This is a genomic window from Pseudomonas sp. SW-3 (assembly GCF_016615645.1).
In the GTDB taxonomy this organism is placed as follows: domain Bacteria; phylum Pseudomonadota; class Gammaproteobacteria; order Pseudomonadales; family Pseudomonadaceae; genus Aquipseudomonas; species Aquipseudomonas mandelii.
Genome location: NZ_CP067098.1, coordinates 3,064,183 through 3,079,730, shown reverse-complemented (window position 1 = coordinate 3,079,730; position 15,548 = coordinate 3,064,183). Strand labels below are relative to the sequence as shown.

The following is a 15,548-nucleotide window of genomic DNA, read 5'->3' as shown; positions in this document are numbered from 1 at the left end:
TCGTAACCCAGTAGGAGCGCGGCTTGCCCGCGAAGGCGTCGGTGAGGTCGCTACATCACTTACCTTGGAACTGCGCCTCACGCTTGGCAATGAACGCCGCCATCCCTTCCTTCTGATCCTGCGTCGCAAACGCCGCATGGAACACCCGGCGCTCAAAGCGCACGCCTTCCGACAGGCTCACTTCAAACGCGCGGTTGACGCTTTCCTTGATCATCATCGCGATCGGCAACGACTTCTTGGCGATCAACGCGGCGACTTTCAGCGCTTCTTCCAGCAGTTCATCCGCCGGCACGATCCGCGCGACGATCCCGCAGCGCTCGGCTTCTACCGCATCAATCAAACGTCCGCTCAGGCACATTTCCATGGCCTTGGCCTTGCCCACGGCGCGGGTCAGGCGCTGGGTGCCGCCCATACCCGGCAGCACGCCGAGGTTGATTTCCGGCTGGCCGAATTTCGCATTGTCGCCGGCAAGGATGAAATCGCACATCAGCGCCAGTTCACAGCCACCGCCCAGGGCGAAACCGTTGACCGCTGCAATGATCGGCTTGCGGCGGTTGGCCACGCGATCGCTGTCGCTGAACAGATCGTCCAGATAGATCTGCGGGTAGGTCAGCTCGGCCATTTCCTTGATGTCGGCGCCGGCGGCGAAGGCTTTTTTCGAGCCGGTCAGCACGATGCAGCCGATGTTCGAATCAGCTTCCAGGCCATCGAGGGCGTGGTTCAGTTCGCTGACGATCTGCGCATTCAACGCGTTCAGCGCCTGCGGACGGTTGAGGGTGATCAGGCCTACACGACCGTGGGTTTCCAGCAAAATCGTTTCGTAACTCACAATGGACTCCTTCTTAAAGATTGCGCGAAATAACCATGCGCTGAATATCGCTGGTGCCTTCGTAGATCTGGCAAACCCGCACGTCGCGGTAGATCCGCTCCAGCGGGAAGTCGTTCAGGTAACCGTAACCACCGAGGGTTTGCAACGCCGAGGAGCAGACCTTCTCGGCCATTTCCGAGGCGAACAGCTTGGCCATGGACGCTTCGACCAGGGCCGGTTGACCGCTGTCCCGCAGTGCCGCTGCGTAATGCACCATCTGCCGGGCGACGGCGATTTGCGTCGCCATGTCTGCCAAGCGGAAGGCTACGGCTTGATGTTCGATGATCGGCTTGCCGAAACTCTCACGCTCACGGGCGTAGTCGCGGGCCGCTTCAAACGCGGCGCGGGCCATGCCCACCGATTGCGAGGCGATACCGACACGGCCGCCTTCAAGGTTGGCCAGGGCGATCCTGTAACCTTCGCCCTCCTCACCCAGCCGATTGGTCACCGGCACTTTGACGTCTTCGAAGAGAATCTGGCAGGTGTCGGAGGCGTGCTGACCGAGTTTGTCTTCGACCCGGGCGACTTTGTAGCCCGGCGAATCGGTCGGCACGATCAGCGCCGTGATGCCGCGCTTGCCGGCACTCGGGTCGGTCACGGCAAACACGATCACCACCCCGGCGTTCTGCCCGGACGTGATGAACTGCTTGCAGCCGTTGAGCACGTAGTGATCGCCTTCCAGGCGCGCACGGGTTTTCAGGCCGCTGGCGTCGGAACCGGCCTGCGGTTCGGTCAGGGCAAAGGCGCCGAGCATCGCGCCGCTGGCCAGTGGCTTGAGGAAGCGTTCTTTCTGATCGTCGTTGCCGTACTTGAGGATAGGTACGCAACCCACGGAGTTGTGCACGCTCATGATCGTCGAGCAGGCGCCGTCACCGGCGGCGATTTCTTCCAAAGCCATGGCGTAGGCCAGGTAACCGGTGTTGCAACCGCCCCACTCCTCCGGCACCAGCATGCCGAAGAAGCCCAGTTCGGCCATCTCACCGATGGCTTCCTTGGGGAAGCGGTGTTCGCGGTCCCACTCGGCGGCAAACGGTTTCAGCCGTTCCTGGGCGAATTGTCGGGCCATGTCGCGGATCTGTTGTTGGTCGTCATCGGGAATCATGGTGAATCCTTAAAAATTGAGCCTGACGCAGAACCTGTAGGAGCGAGCCTGCTCGCGAAGAGCCGTGTCAGTCGACATTAACGTTGAATGACACACCGCATTCTCGAGCAGGCTCGCTCCTACAGTGGGAATTGCGTCAACCTTGGTAAAGGCATTCCACAGCCATGGCCGTGGCTTCACCGCCGCCGATGCAGATCGCTGCAACGCCGCGTTTCAGGCCTTTCTGGCGCAGGGCCGAGAGCAAGGTCACGAGAATCCGCGCGCCAGACGCACCAATCGGGTGGCCCAGGGCGCAGGCGCCGCCGTGCACGTTGATCTTCTCGTGGGGGATTTCCAGTTTGGTCATGGTCACCAGACTGACCACCGCGAATGCTTCGTTGACTTCGAACAGCTCGACGTCGTCCACGGACCAGCCGGTTTTCTTCAGCAGCTTCTTGATCGCGCCCACCGGTGCCACCGGGAACAGGCCCGGGGTATCGGCAAATGCAGCATGGCCGTGAATCACTGCCAGCGGTTTCAGACCTTGTTTCTGTGCTTCGGACCGGCGCATCAGCACCAGCGCCGCCGCACCGTCGGAAATCGAACTGGAGTTGGCCGCGGTCACCGTGCCGCCTTCGCGGAATGCCGGTTTCAGCGAAGTGATCTTGTCCAGCTTGGCTTTCGGTGGTTGTTCGTCGTTGCTGATCAGCACCTGCTCTTTTCCGACAGTCACGGTAATCGGCACGATCTCGTCCTTGAAGCTGCCGTCCTTGATCGCCTGCTGCGCGCGGGTGGTCGAGGCAATGGCGAACGCGTCCTGGGCTTCGCGGCTGAAACCGTTGGTTTCGGCGCAATCCTCGGCGAAGGTGCCCATCAGGCGGCCCTTGTCGTAGGCGTCTTCCAGACCGTCGAGGAACATGGAATCGAGCACGCGGCCATGGCCCATGCGGTAACCGCTGCGAGCGCGGTCCAGCAGGTACGGTGCGTTGGACATGCTTTCCATGCCGCCCGCGACGACCACGTCGGCGCTGCCGGCAACGAGCATGTCGTGGGCCAGAATCGCTGCTTCCATGCCCGAGCCGCACATCTTGTTCAAGGTGGTGCAGCGGGTCGATTTATCCAGCCCCGCGCCCAATGCAGCTTGCCGCGCCGGTGCCTGACCGAGCCCGGCGGGCAGTACGCAGCCAAACAGCACTTCTTCTACGGATTCAGGTTTGATACCCGCGCGTTCGACGGCAGCGCGGATCGCGGCAGCCCCCAGTTGCGGCGCGGTCAGGCTTTTCAGGTCGCCCTGGAAACCGCCCATCGGGGTGCGGACGGCGCTGACGATAACGATGGGATCGTTGGCAATAGTCATGACAAATCCTCCTTATTTAGCGGCCATGCGCAAGGCACCGTCGAGACGGATCACCTCGCCATTGAGCATGCTGTTTTCAATGATATGCCTGACCAGCGCAGCATACTCGCCCGGTTTGCCCAGACGCGGCGGAAATGGCACACCAGCCGCCAGGGACGCGCGGACTTCCGGGGTCATGCCGGCCATCATCGGGGTTTCGAAAATGCCGGGGGCGATGGTCATCACGCGGATGCCGAAGCGCGCCAGTTCACGGGCGGCGGGCAAGGTCAGGCTGACGATCGCGCCTTTGGACGCTGCATAAGCGGCCTGGCCGATCTGGCCATCGTAAGCCGCGGCTGAGGCGGTGTTGATGATCACGCCGCGTTCGCCGTCGGCATCCGCTTCGGTTTCGGCGATGGCCGCCGAAGCCAGGCGCAGCATATTGAAGCTGCCGATCAGGTTGACGTTGATCACCTGGCTGAAACTGGCCAGCGCGTGCGGGCCGGTCTTGCCGAGGATCTTCTCGCCACGCACGATGCCGGCGCAATTGACCAGACCGTTGAGACCGCCGAAGGCTTTCACCGTCGCCTGCACAGCGGCTTCGGCAGCGGCTTCGTCGCTGATGTCGGCCACTACGCTTTGCGCGCCGAGACGTTGCGCCTCGGCCGCGACCGCCTCGGCGTTCATGTCCACCAGCATCACTTTGGCGCCAGCCGCGACCAGCATTTCAGCGGTGGCCGCACCGAGGCCCGAGGCACCGCCGGTGACGAGAAAAACCTTGTTTTCGATCTGCATCATTGTGTCCTTGATTCAAGCTAAACGTTCTTCGCCGCAGCCTCTTGAGCCTTGGCGATTTCCTGGTTGCGCAAGATAAAGCGCTGCAATTTGCCGCTTGGGGTTTTCGGCAACTCGCTGACAAATTCGATTTCACGCGGGTACGAATGCGCGGCCAGACGCTTGCGCACGTGTTGGCGCAGTTCTTCGGCCAGCTCCGGCGTCGGGCGGTATTGCTCGCAAATCACGACGAAGGCTTTGACCAGTTCGGTGCGCTCCGGATCGGGTTTTCCGACGACGGCGGCTTCGATCACTGACGGGTGTTCGATCAATGCACTTTCCACATCGAACGGGCCGACGCGGTAGCCGGAAGTGGTGATCACGTCATCGCTGCGCCCGACGAAGCTGATGCTGCCGTCCGGGTTCCACTCGACGGTGTCGCCACTCAGGTAGTAGTTGCCAACGAAGGCCTTGGTTGGCGCGCCTTCGTAACCGGCGAACCAGCACATCGGCGACTGGGTACGGTCGATGGCGAGGATGCCGGGCTGGCCGACGCCGAGCTCCTTGTATTCGTCGTCGAGCACCACGATGCGGTGGCCCGGCGAGGCAAACCCGGCGGCGCCCATGTGGATCGGGTGCTCCAGGCCATGGTGATTGCACAGGACCATGCCCAGTTCGGTCTGGCCGTAATGGTCATGAATGACCACCCCGAGGTTGTCGGCGAACCAACGGATCACTTCCGGGTTCAGTGGCTCACCGGCGCTGCTGACAATGCGCAGTTTGCCCTTGATCGACTTGGCGAACTCGTCGCCACCGGCAATCAGCAAGCGATAGGCCGTCGGTGACCCGGTGAGGTTGGTGATCCCGTATTTATTGATCACCCGGCAGGTGCTTTCGAGGGTGAACGGGCCATCGTAAAAGGTGATCGGATGCCCCATCGCCATGGGACCGGTGACGCCGAAATAGATGCCGTAGGCCCAGCCCGGATCGGCGACGTTCCAGAACGCGTCTTCGGGGCGCAGGTCCACGGCGTCGCGGGTGTAGCTCTGGAAAGCGACAATGGCTTTGAGCGGCACCGACAGGGCTTTCGACGGGCCGGTGGTGCCCGAGGTGAACATCAGCAGGAACGGGTCTTCGCCGGTCAGCAACACCGGTTCGCACTCGGGGGAATAATTGGCCAGTTCGGCCCAGAAGCTGTAATCGCCACGGACGATGCCTTGGCCTTTCGCACCGCCGACGGTAACGATGGTCGGGCAGTCGGCGACTTCAATGAGTTTGGGGCGATTGACCGCATCGGTCACCACCACTTTGGCGCCGGAGCAGCTGAGTCGGTGTTCGATGGCTTTCGGGCCGAAGGCGGTAAACAAAGGCTGATAGACCGCGCCGATGCGCCAGGTGGCGAAGACGGTGATCAGCAATTCGATATTACGTGGCAGCAGGCCGGCGACCTTGTCGCCTTTTTTCACGCCCTGGGCCAGAAGGAAGTTGGCAAAGCGCGCGGCTTTGTCCTGCAAGTCCTTGAAGGTGTACGTGGCGCTGGCGCCGTCGCGGCCTTCCCAGAACAGCGCAATACGCCCCGGCAAGGCATGCCGGTCGCAACACTCGACGCAGGCGTTTAGGGCAGTCAGATCGCCGGCCAGGGCGGCGTCGACGGTGTGCTGATAATTGAACTGTGACGTGGCAGACAAGTAATCGCGCATTGCCAGAATCCCTGTGTATTTTTATTAGGTTGGGGGAACCGTAAAAACCACAGAAATACTCACCCCACGCGGGGCTCGGGGCAATGGTCAAAGCTATCAAGTTGTCTGACTGGTTTGGCCAAGGTAGCCAATGCGTGGGAATGATCGGTATCTAGCTCGCTTCGTTGAGGATCAAACTCCGATAATGCCCAGGATTGGACCCCGACCACTTGCGAAACGCCTTGTAGAACGAACTCGCATCCGCAAACCCCAGCCGCGTGGCGATCTCGGCAAAGCTGATACTCGGCTCAGCCAGCCAGACAATGGCCAATTCCTTGCGCACGCTGTCCTTGAGCCCTTGATAGGTCTGCCCTTCCTCCGCCAGGCGCCGGCGCAAGGTCGAGGCCGACATGCACAGTTGCTGCGCCAGAGGCTCGGTCTCCGGCCAGTGATCGGCGGGCAACTGGCGTAGATCATGCTTGATCCGGCTCGCCAGGCTCTCCGGGTCGCGGTACTTGACCAGAATATTCGCTGGCGCATGGGCCAGGAAGCGCTTGAGTTCTTCCGGGCTGCGCTTGATCGGCAGGTCCAGGCAATCCGCCGAGAAAATCATCCGCGTGCGGGGCCGGTCGAATCGCAGGTTCTCGGAGAACATCACCTGATAGTCATCGCAGAAATCCGGCGCCGGGCAACGTAATTCAATGGCCAGAATCGGTATCCGCCGCCCCGCCAGCCAACAGGCAACGCCGTGCACGATCATCCAGTAGGTGAAATAGGTAAAGGCCCGGCGCGGGTCCAGCTCATCTTCCAGCAAGACGATCTCCGCCAGGCTTTGCTGACGAACCAGCTGCGCCGGCATGCGTTCGAGCATCAACGACAGGAAACTCAGGCCTGAGGTCAGGCCGGCTGCCAGGCTCGGCTGGATCATCGAGCTGCGGCAGAGAAACTCAAGGCTGCCGGATTTGAGCTTGCGCGGGTCCATGCCAAAAAATTCATCGTCCCCGCGCCGGGCCAGCAAGCGCCAAAGCCGTGCATACGCCGTCGCCGGAACGCGGGCATCACTGGTTTGCAGCAGCTGCGGATCAATGCCGACCTTGTTCAATACCTCGTCGGTGGCGGCTCCGGGGGCGCAGCTTTGCAACAGGGCTTCACGCACCAGTTGGATGGCGATGGTGTCTTTTTCCGACATTGAGCGAGGTGGGCCTTGATCTTGTTTGAGTGCCGGCATCTTAGCGCACAGCGACCCAATCCTGTAGGAGCGAGCGGTGCGGCGATCCGACTTGCCCGCGAAGCAGGCGACTCGGTCTTGCCCTGATACCGAGTGATCGTTCTTCGCGGGCAAGCCTCGCTCCTACAAGGGGGGGTGTGATCTTTAGAGTTGTTCAGGTTAGGTTCAGGTAAATGCCAATGAATGCCATTTGGGAATGAGTGTCATTATGTTACAACTTAGCACCCTATCTAATTCCACGACGGTGCTGAATGCTTGTTCCTTTTCTGATCATGCTGCGCGAAGGCATTGAAGCCGCGTTGATCGTTGGCATCATCGCCAGCTACCTTAAGCAGACCGGCCGTGGCCAGTGGATGCCCGCCGTGTGGATCGGCGTTTTCCTTGCCGTTGCGCTGGCCTTGCTGGTGGGCGGTGGTCTGGAGCTGGTGAGCGCCGAATTCCCGCAGAAACAACAGGAGTTGTTTGAAGGTGTGGTCGGCCTGGTGGCTGTCGGCATTCTCAGCTCCATGGTCTTCTGGATGCGCAAAGTGGCGCGTTCGATCAAGCACTCGCTGCACGTCTCCCTCGACCACGCGCTGACCGGCTCCAAACACCAGGTCACGGCACTGATCGCCATGGTGTTTTTCGCCGTGGCCCGGGAAGGCCTGGAGACGGTGTTCTTCCTGCTCGCGGTGTTCCAGCAGAGCGAAGGCCCGGCGGCACCGATCGGCGCCCTCCTCGGCCTGATCCTGGCGATCATCGTCGGCTTCCTGATCTACACCGGCAGCATGCGCCTGAACCTCGGCGCGTTCTTCCGCTGGACCGGCTTGTTCATCCTGGTGGTGGCGGCGGGCATTCTCGCCAACTCGGTGCAGGCGCTGCATGAAGCCGGAGTCTGGAATCACCTGCAAACCGTGCTCTTGGACTTCAGTGCGACGCTGCCGATGGACGGCCCGGTGGGATCGGTGCTGGCCGGCATGTTCGGTTACCAGGACGCGCCGACGGTCAGCACCCTCGGGGCCTATCTGATTTACCTGGTAGTGGCGCTGGTGATGTTCTTCATCCCAGCCCCGGCACCCGCTGAACAACCTTCTTCCGTTTCCAGCCAATAAGGGCACCCATGCCAAATCAAGCCCCTCCCCAGGCCTCGCCTCCCCGCGCCTTGCGCTGGGCGGTGGCCGGTTCGGTAATCGTGATGATCGCCGCCGGCGGCCTGTTCTACTACGCCTCGAAAATGGCGGCGGCCAAGCGCCAGGTTAACCATGACGAAGTGCTGGTGACCATTCACCCGCACAGCTGCGAGCCGAATGCGCTTGCCGTTCCGGCGGGTCGCGCCAGCTTCCGCATCGTCAATCGCTCGGATCGGGCGGTGGAATGGGAGATCCTTGACGGCGTGCTGGTGGTCGAAGAACGGGAAAACATCGCGCCGGGCCTGAGCCAGGTGATCAATGCCAACCTGCTACCCGGCGACTATGCGATCACCTGCGGATTGCTGAGCAACCCGCGAGGCACCTTGCACGTGACTCCGACTGCCGCCTCCGACGCGGCCGCCAAGGCCAAGCCGTCGATGGTCGCCTTCGTAGGGCCGTTGTCTGAATTCCGTGTGTACCTGAGCAGTCAAAGCAACGCGCTGATCAAAGCCGTCGCCGCCCTTGAGCAAGCAATCGCCGCTGGCGACCTGAGCCAGGCACAAGCGCTGTATGTGCCCGCCCGCGCCGCTTATCAACGGATCGCCCCCGCCGCCCAGCGTCTGGCTGAACTGGACAACGCCATCAATGCCCGCGCCGATTACTTCGAGAAACGCGAACAGGATCCAGCCTTCAGCGGTTTCCACCGCATCGAGTACGCGCTGTTTCAGCAACGCAACCTCGACGGTCTGGCACCGGTTGCCCAGCGCTTGAACAGCGACGTCGCCACGCTCAAACAGCAACTGCTCGCGCAATCGCTGCCACCGGAGCAGTTGGTGAGCATTGTCGTGCGCAATCTGCACAGCCTCGCCGATGTGCGTGCCAGCAGCGGTGAAGAAGAACGCTACAGCCACACCGACCTGAACGGTTTTGCCGCCAACCTCTTTGCTGCGCGCAAAGTCGTCGACCTGTTGCGCCCGTTGCTGACCACGTCCGCCGTCGAGTTGCTGCCGAAGATCGACAGCGCGATCACCGCCCTCGATGCCGAACTCAATGGGTTGAAGGTCCAGGACGGCTACGCGAGCTACGACACGGTGAGTGCCGCGCAGCGTAAACAGATCGCCGACAAGGCCAAGGCGCTGGCCGACGCACTCGATGGAATCGATCCCGCCCTCGGCCTTTCCGGCCTTTAAGCAGAAGACTCAAAACCGATGAACGATTCAGAACACTTCAACCTCCAGCGTCGCCGTGTATTGATGGGCATGGGCGCTGCGGGTGTTGCGCTGGCAGGCTCCGCACTGAGCTGCCCGGCGATGGCCGCAAGCCCCGCGCAAGTCACCGAAGCACCAAGCAGCGACAAGACCGAAGACCGCCACGCGTTCCACGGCAAGCACCAGACCGGCATCGTCACTCCGCGCCCGGCGTCCGGCATGCTGGTGTCGTTTGATGTGCTGGCCAGTGATCGCGAGGACCTGGAACGGCTATTCCGCACCCTCAACGAGCGCATCGCGTTCCTGATGCAGGGCGGACCGGTGGCGCAAGTCGATCCGAAACTGCCGCCGATGGATTCGGGCATCCTCGGCCCGGTGGTCACGCCGGACAACCTGACCATCACCGTATCGGTGGGCGAGTCGCTGTTCGACGAGCGCTTCGGCCTGGCCGCGGCCAAGCCCAAACGGTTGAGCCGCATGGTCGGTTTTCCTAACGATGCTCTGGACGCCGATTGCTGCCACGGCGACCTGAGTCTGCAGTTTTGCGCCAACACCACCGACACCAACATCCACGCCCTGCGCGACATTGTGAAAAACCTGCCGGACCTGCTGCTGGTGCGCTGGAAACAGGAAGGCAGCGTGCCGCCCCAGGCCCCGGCGAAACCCGGTGTGCCGGCGCAGAGCGCACGCAATTTCCTCGGTTTTCGCGACGGCTCGGCGAACCCGGACTCCAACGACGCCAAGGCCATGGACAGCCTCGTCTGGGTGCAACCGGGCAGCGACGAACCGGCGTGGGCCGCCAATGGCAGCTATCAGGCGGTGCGGATCATCCGCAACTTCGTCGAGCGCTGGGACCGCACGCCCTTGCAGGAACAGGAAAGCATTCTCGGCCGCATAAAAGCCACCGGCGCGCCCATGGGCGGCGCCCATGAAACTGAAGTTCCGGACTACGCCAAGGACCCGCAAGGCAAACTGACCAAACTCGACGCGCATATCCGCCTGGCCAACCCGCGCACTGCTGCGACCCAGGTCAACCTGATCCTGCGCCGGCCGTTCAACTACTCCAACGGCGTGAACAAGAACGGCCAGTTGGACATGGGTTTGTTGTTCATCTGCTACCAGGCCGATCTGGACAAAGGTTTTATCACCGTCCAGACCCGACTCAACGGCGAGCCGCTGGAGGAATACCTCAAGCCGGTCGGCGGCGGTTACTTCTTCACCCTGCCGGGTGTGACGGGCGACCAGGACTTCATCGGTCGCTCGCTGCTTGACGCTACCTCACCCAAAACAAACACCTGAACAACCCCCACACGGAACCGTCCCATGAAAAAGTCGCCCCTCGCGTTATTGCTGACCCTAGGCTTGCTCAATACCCCGCTGTCGGCTTTCGCGACGACGGCGCCGCTGGAGCTGGTGCAGCCGATTTCGGATTACAAAATCTATGTCACCGAGCAACTGGATGAGCTGGCCAGCCACACACAGCAGTTCACCGATGCAGTGAAAAAAGGCGACTTGGCCACCGCCAGGAAACTGTACGCACCGACCCGGGTTTTCTACGAATCGATCGAGCCGATTGCCGAGCTGTTCAGCGACCTCGATGCGTCCATCGACTCACGCGTTGATGACCACGAAAAAGGCGTGAAGGCCGAAGATTTCACCGGTTTCCACCGCATTGAATATTCGCTGTTCTCGCAAAACAGCACCCAGGGTCTCGATCAACTGGCCGATGGCTTGAACAAAGACGTCAAAGACCTGCAAACCCGCGTCGCCAGCCTGACCTTCCCGCCCGAGAAAGTGGTGGGCGGCGCCGCTGCCTTGCTTGAAGAAGTGGCGGCCACCAAGATCTCCGGTGAAGAAGACCGCTACAGCCACACTGACCTGTATGACTTCCAGGGCAACATCGACGGCGCGAAGAAAATCGTCGACCTGTTCCGTCCGCAGATCGAAAAGCAGGACGCGGCGTTTATTGCCAAGGTCGACAAGAACTTTGCCAGCGTGAACAAGATTCTGGCGAAGTACAAAACCGGGGATGGTGGGTTCGAGACATATGACAAGGTGAAAGAGAACGACCGCAAGGCGTTGGTTGGGCCGGTGAATACGTTGGCTGAAGACCTTTCCACATTGCGTGGGAAATTGGGTTTGAACTGATTTTTTGTAGCGTTTTGGCGGGCCTTTTCGCGGCCAAGCCTCGCTCCTGCAGCGAGGCTTGCCCGCGAAGGCATTATCACGCTCACCGATATTCCTCCTGCCTTGCACATAACCCGCGCTAACATCCCCCGCCAAGAATAAAAGCTCACGGAAGACTCACCATGACCACCCCTGCCTTCGACCTGCGCCCACTCATGGTCGCCAACATGGCCTGTTCCATGTCGATGATGGCGTTCGTCTCCCTGATCGGACCGATCGCCCGGGTGTTGGGCCTGGCCACCTGGCAGGCCGGCGCGGCGGTGACGGTGTCCGGGGTGATCTGGATGTTGCTCGCCCGCCCCTGGGGCCGGGCCAGTGATCGCTATGGCCGGCGACGGATTCTGTTGATCGCCACAGCCGGCTTCACCCTCGCCTACTGGGCCTTGTGCCTGTTCATCGATGCCTCGTTGCGTTTTCTGCCGTCGGCGCTGTTGGGGTTTATCGGGTTGATGATCGGACGCGGCCTGATCGGCGTGTTCTATGCCGCGATTCCGGTGGGCGGCAACGCGCTGATCGCCGACAACATCGAGCCGCAACACCGCGCCAAAGCCATGGCGGCCCTGGGCGCGGCCAACGCCTGCGGGCTGGTGATCGGCCCGGCGATTGCGGCGTTGTTGTCGCGCTTCAGTCTGAGCCTGCCGTTCTATGCCATGGCGATCCTGCCGTTACTGGCGTTTGTGGTGCTGCACTACAAACTCAAGGGTCAGGAACTGCACCTGCGGCAAGCGCCGCGCAAGGTTCATCTGAACGATCCACGACTGCGTCGCCCAATGGCCGTCGCGTTTGTGGCGATGCTCTGTGTGTCGATTGCGCAGATCACCGTCGGCTTCTTCGCCCTCGACCGACTCGGCATGAACCCGGCCGATGCCGCGCAAACCGCGGGCATCGCCTTGACCATGGTCGGTTTCGCGCTGATCTGTTCGCAACTGCTGGTGCGCCGGCTTGAATGGCCGCCGCTGCGGCTCATCCGCGCGGGCGCACTGGTGGCGGCCGTGGGCTTTGCCGGCAGCATCCTGGCGGATGCTGCGTGGGGTTTATGGCTGTGTTTTTTCGTGTCGGCGGGTGGGATGGGGCTGATCTTTCCGTCGTTCGCCGCACTGGCGGCCAACGCGGTCGACGCCTCGGAACAAGGCGCCACCGCCGGCTCCATTGGTGCCGCGCAAGGCTTTGGCGTGGTAATCGGACCGCTGGCGGCGACGTTGATCTACGACGTCGATCCGCGCCTTCCCTACCTGGTTGCCGCTGCGCTGTTGCTGCTGGTGGCGTTGTGGCCACAGACGCGGCAGCACTGAGGGTTACAAAATCCGATAGAGCAACCGCTCGATCCGCACCCGACTGACACGCTTGAGGAACTTGGCCACCGCCGCCGGGTATTCCAGCAGCGTTTCCAGATCCTGATATCGCTGGATGCGCGTGGTGTTGTGGAAAATCTCGCCCAGTTCTTTACTGCGCGGCTCCAGCAATTCGCCTTTCGGGTCATCGATCAGCAACGCGTTCTCAAGGTCGAGGCGGAACGCCCGTGGGTTGAGGTTATTACCGGTCAGCAAGGTGTAGCGCTTGTCGATCCACATGCCTTTGAGGTGATAGGTGTTGTCGCCGTCCTTCCACAAATGCAGGTTCAACTTGCCGCTGTCGATGCTGTGTTGATGGCGTTTGGCAAAGCGCCGCAGGCTGATCTCGTAAAGATACGGCAACGCGGCGATCACCTTGAACGGCTCGCTCGGCGGGATGAAGAAGTCGTTGGCGGTCTTGTCGCCGACCACGATGTCGATTTTCACGCCGCGCCCCAGAGCCCGGTTGATTTCCCGGGTCACCGCCAATGGCAGGTTGAAATACGGTGTGCAGATGGTCAACTGATGCTGAGCGCTGGCGATCAACTCGCAAATCACTCGGCTCAACGGGTTGTTCTTGCCCACACCGAGCAGCGGACTCACCGACAAACCGCCCTTCGCCGTACTGCCGGCCGTGGTGTCGTACGCCGCGTGCTTGAGGCGGCTGCGCAAATCGCCAATGTCGTTGCGCAGGCTGCGGGTGGTCGGCAGGTTCGGCAGGTCGAGGCGATGCACCGCTTTGGAAGCGATCAGACCGTGCTGGATCAAGTGCTGCATGGAATCAGCCAGCGCGTGGTTCTGCAGCAGGTGATAACGGTCGTAGCGGTACTTGTCGAACTTGTGCAGGTAAACGTTGTTCAGGCTCGCGCCGCTGTAGATCACGCAGTCATCGATCACAAAGCCTTTCAAATGCAGCACGCCGAACAACTCGCGAGTCTGCACCGGCACGCCGTACACCGGCACAACACTTTCGTGGGTGCGCGTCGCTTCCTGGTACCAGGCCGAGTTGCCCGGCTGTTTGCCGGCACCGATCAAGCCGCGCTGAGCGCGCAGCCAGTCAACCACCACGACCACGTCCAGTTCCGGACGCTTCAGTTTGGCGGCGTGCAAGGCATCAAGGATTTCCTGACCGGCCTCGTCCTGTTGCAAGTACAGCGCAACGATATAGATGCGTTGGGTGGCACTGGCGATTTTTTCCAGCAGGCAACGCCGGAACTCGGCAGCGCCGGAAAGAATGGTGACGGCATCGGCGGTCAGCGGAAAACTGCGCAGCTTAGGCAGCAGAGAGCGTTTGAAAAGCGACGGCATAGGGCTCGCAAAGGGTCAATTCCGAAGAGTCCGAGAGCTTACACCATGGATCCGCTTGGGTCTTCCCACGGCACCGATCGTTCCCACGCTCTGCGTGGGAATGCCGCCATGGACGCTCTGCGTCCGCTTCGAAATGTGACGCGGAACGTCACGGGATGCATTCCCACGCAGAGCGCGGGAACGATCTTTCTAAAAACCTGTTGACCAAGGAGAACGATCGTTCTACTGTTCGCCACATGAACGAAATCACAAGCAACGACACACGCGACATCATTCTGGATGTCACCGAAAAGTTGATCTATAAAAGTGGCATCGCCGCCACTGGCATGGATCTTCTGGTGAAAACCGCCGGCGTCTCCAGAAAAAGTATCTACCGCTACTTCGCCAACAAGGAGGAGCTGACCGTCGCCGCCCTGCAACGCCGCGACGCGCGCTGGATGCACTGGTACAGAAGTGAAGTCGACCAGGCTGAAACCCCGGCCGACCGCCTGCTCAACCTGTTTACCGTGCTCAAGGCCTGGTTCGCCTCTGAAGGCTTCCGTGGCTGTGCGTTCATCAATACCAGTGGTGAAACCGGCGACCCGTCAGACCCGGTTCGCCTGGTCGCCAAAGACCACAAACAAAAGCTGCTCGACTACGTGTGCGAGCTCTGCACCGAACATGGCGCTAACGACCCGGAGACGCTGGCCAAACAGCTGCTGATCCTGATCGACGGCGCCATTACCGTAGCGCTTGTGATGGGTGATCACAGTGCCGCCGATAATGCGCAATGCATGGCGCGAAAGTTATTGGACCTGTAACACTTGAACCAAGCCTGACAACTTGCTCGAACTCTAACTTGAAAGGGAGACTATATATGTCTAACGCCGAAGTTCGTCCGCCATTGCCGCCGTTTACTCGTGAATCAGCCATCGAAAAAGTTCGCCTGGCCGAAGACGGCTGGAACTCCCGCGACCCGGAACGCGTGTCGCTGGCCTACACCCTGGACACCAAGTGGCGTAACCGCGCCGAGTTCGCCTACAACCGCGAAGAAGCCAAAGGTTTCCTGACCCGCAAGTGGGCCAAGGAACTGGATTATCGCCTGATCAAGGAACTCTGGGCCTTCACCGGCAACCGCATCGCCGTACGTTATGCCTATGAATGGCACGACGACTCGGGTAACTGGTTCCGTTCCTACGGCAACGAAAACTGGGAGTTCGATGAAAACGGTTTGATGGCCAACCGGTTTGCCTGCATCAACGACATGCCGATCAAGGAAAGCGACCGCAAGTTCCATTGGCCACTGGGACGCCGCCCGGATGATCATCCGAGCCTGTCCGACCTCGGTCTGTAACCGCTGATCCCCTGTAGGAACGAGGTTTGCCCGCGAAGGCGATGTAACAGGCCACTTATTTGTTGACTGTGAATCAGCCTTCGCGGGCAAGCCTCGCTCCTACGGG

At 61.1% G+C, this 15,548-nt stretch carries 14 protein-coding genes; 7 read left to right on the top strand and 7 right to left on the bottom strand.

Features of this window, described 5'->3' with window-relative positions:
* Positions 1-55 precede the first annotated feature (55 nt).
* From JIO00_RS13795 to JIO00_RS13770, 6 genes are all read right to left on the bottom strand, one after another.
* Positions 56-829 carry an enoyl-CoA hydratase gene (locus JIO00_RS13795; RefSeq protein WP_077748383.1) on the bottom strand — a complete coding sequence of 258 codons (774 nt, stop codon included), beginning with the start codon at positions 827-829 and terminating at the stop codon, positions 56-58.
* Between the two features lie 13 nt (positions 830-842).
* Positions 843-1,970 (bottom strand): acyl-CoA dehydrogenase, encoded by a 1,128-nt coding sequence (locus JIO00_RS13790; RefSeq protein WP_200668501.1) that lies wholly within the window; start codon positions 1,968-1,970, stop codon positions 843-845.
* Between the two features lie 136 nt (positions 1,971-2,106).
* Positions 2,107-3,306: an acetyl-CoA C-acyltransferase gene (locus JIO00_RS13785; RefSeq protein ID WP_200668499.1), complete on the bottom strand. Its 1,200-nt coding sequence runs from the start codon at positions 3,304-3,306 to the stop codon at positions 2,107-2,109.
* Positions 3,307-3,318: 12 nt separating this feature from the next.
* A complete protein-coding gene (locus JIO00_RS13780) occupies positions 3,319-4,080 on the bottom strand; it encodes an SDR family NAD(P)-dependent oxidoreductase (RefSeq protein ID WP_200668497.1) in 762 nt (253 codons plus the stop codon).
* A 20-nt stretch (positions 4,081-4,100) separates the two neighbouring features.
* Positions 4,101-5,759, bottom strand: a complete 1,659-nt coding sequence (locus JIO00_RS13775; protein WP_145307258.1) for an AMP-binding protein — start codon at positions 5,757-5,759, stop codon at positions 4,101-4,103.
* 151 nt (positions 5,760-5,910) lie between these two features.
* Positions 5,911-6,927, bottom strand: a complete 1,017-nt coding sequence (locus JIO00_RS13770; RefSeq protein WP_200668495.1) for an AraC family transcriptional regulator — start codon at positions 6,925-6,927, stop codon at positions 5,911-5,913.
* 290 nt (positions 6,928-7,217) lie between these two features.
* Between JIO00_RS13770 and efeU the strand changes: the two genes are divergently transcribed.
* From efeU to JIO00_RS13745, 5 genes are all read left to right on the top strand, one after another.
* A complete protein-coding gene (gene efeU / locus JIO00_RS13765) occupies positions 7,218-8,057 on the top strand; it encodes an iron uptake transporter permease EfeU (RefSeq protein WP_200668493.1) in 840 nt (279 codons plus the stop codon).
* A gap of 8 nt (positions 8,058-8,065) precedes the next feature.
* Positions 8,066-9,265 (top strand): iron uptake system protein EfeO, encoded by a 1,200-nt coding sequence (gene efeO, locus JIO00_RS13760; protein ID WP_200668491.1) that lies wholly within the window; start codon positions 8,066-8,068, stop codon positions 9,263-9,265.
* Between the two features lie 18 nt (positions 9,266-9,283).
* A complete protein-coding gene (efeB, locus tag JIO00_RS13755; RefSeq protein WP_200668489.1) occupies positions 9,284-10,582 on the top strand; it encodes an iron uptake transporter deferrochelatase/peroxidase subunit in 1,299 nt (432 codons plus the stop codon).
* A 24-nt stretch (positions 10,583-10,606) separates the two neighbouring features.
* Positions 10,607-11,431, top strand: coding sequence for an iron uptake system protein EfeO (efeO, locus tag JIO00_RS13750; protein ID WP_200668487.1), 825 nt, complete (start codon positions 10,607-10,609; stop codon positions 11,429-11,431).
* A 161-nt stretch (positions 11,432-11,592) separates the two neighbouring features.
* On the top strand, positions 11,593-12,762 hold the full coding sequence (locus tag JIO00_RS13745) for an MFS transporter (protein ID WP_145307271.1): 1,170 nt from the start codon (positions 11,593-11,595) through the stop codon (positions 12,760-12,762).
* A gap of 3 nt (positions 12,763-12,765) precedes the next feature.
* Here JIO00_RS13745 and pssA read toward each other — a convergent pair whose 3' ends face one another.
* Positions 12,766-14,109, bottom strand: a complete 1,344-nt coding sequence (gene pssA, locus JIO00_RS13740; protein ID WP_010460013.1) for a CDP-diacylglycerol--serine O-phosphatidyltransferase — start codon at positions 14,107-14,109, stop codon at positions 12,766-12,768.
* Between the two features lie 236 nt (positions 14,110-14,345).
* Between pssA and JIO00_RS13735 the strand changes: the two genes are divergently transcribed.
* Together JIO00_RS13735 and JIO00_RS13730 are read left to right on the top strand one after the other, a co-directional pair.
* On the top strand, positions 14,346-14,909 hold the full coding sequence (locus JIO00_RS13735) for a TetR/AcrR family transcriptional regulator (protein WP_102593770.1): 564 nt from the start codon (positions 14,346-14,348) through the stop codon (positions 14,907-14,909).
* Between the two features lie 56 nt (positions 14,910-14,965).
* Positions 14,966-15,442 carry a nuclear transport factor 2 family protein gene (locus JIO00_RS13730; RefSeq protein ID WP_010460010.1) on the top strand — a complete coding sequence of 159 codons (477 nt, stop codon included), beginning with the start codon at positions 14,966-14,968 and terminating at the stop codon, positions 15,440-15,442.
* Positions 15,443-15,548: the final 106 nt, after the last annotated feature.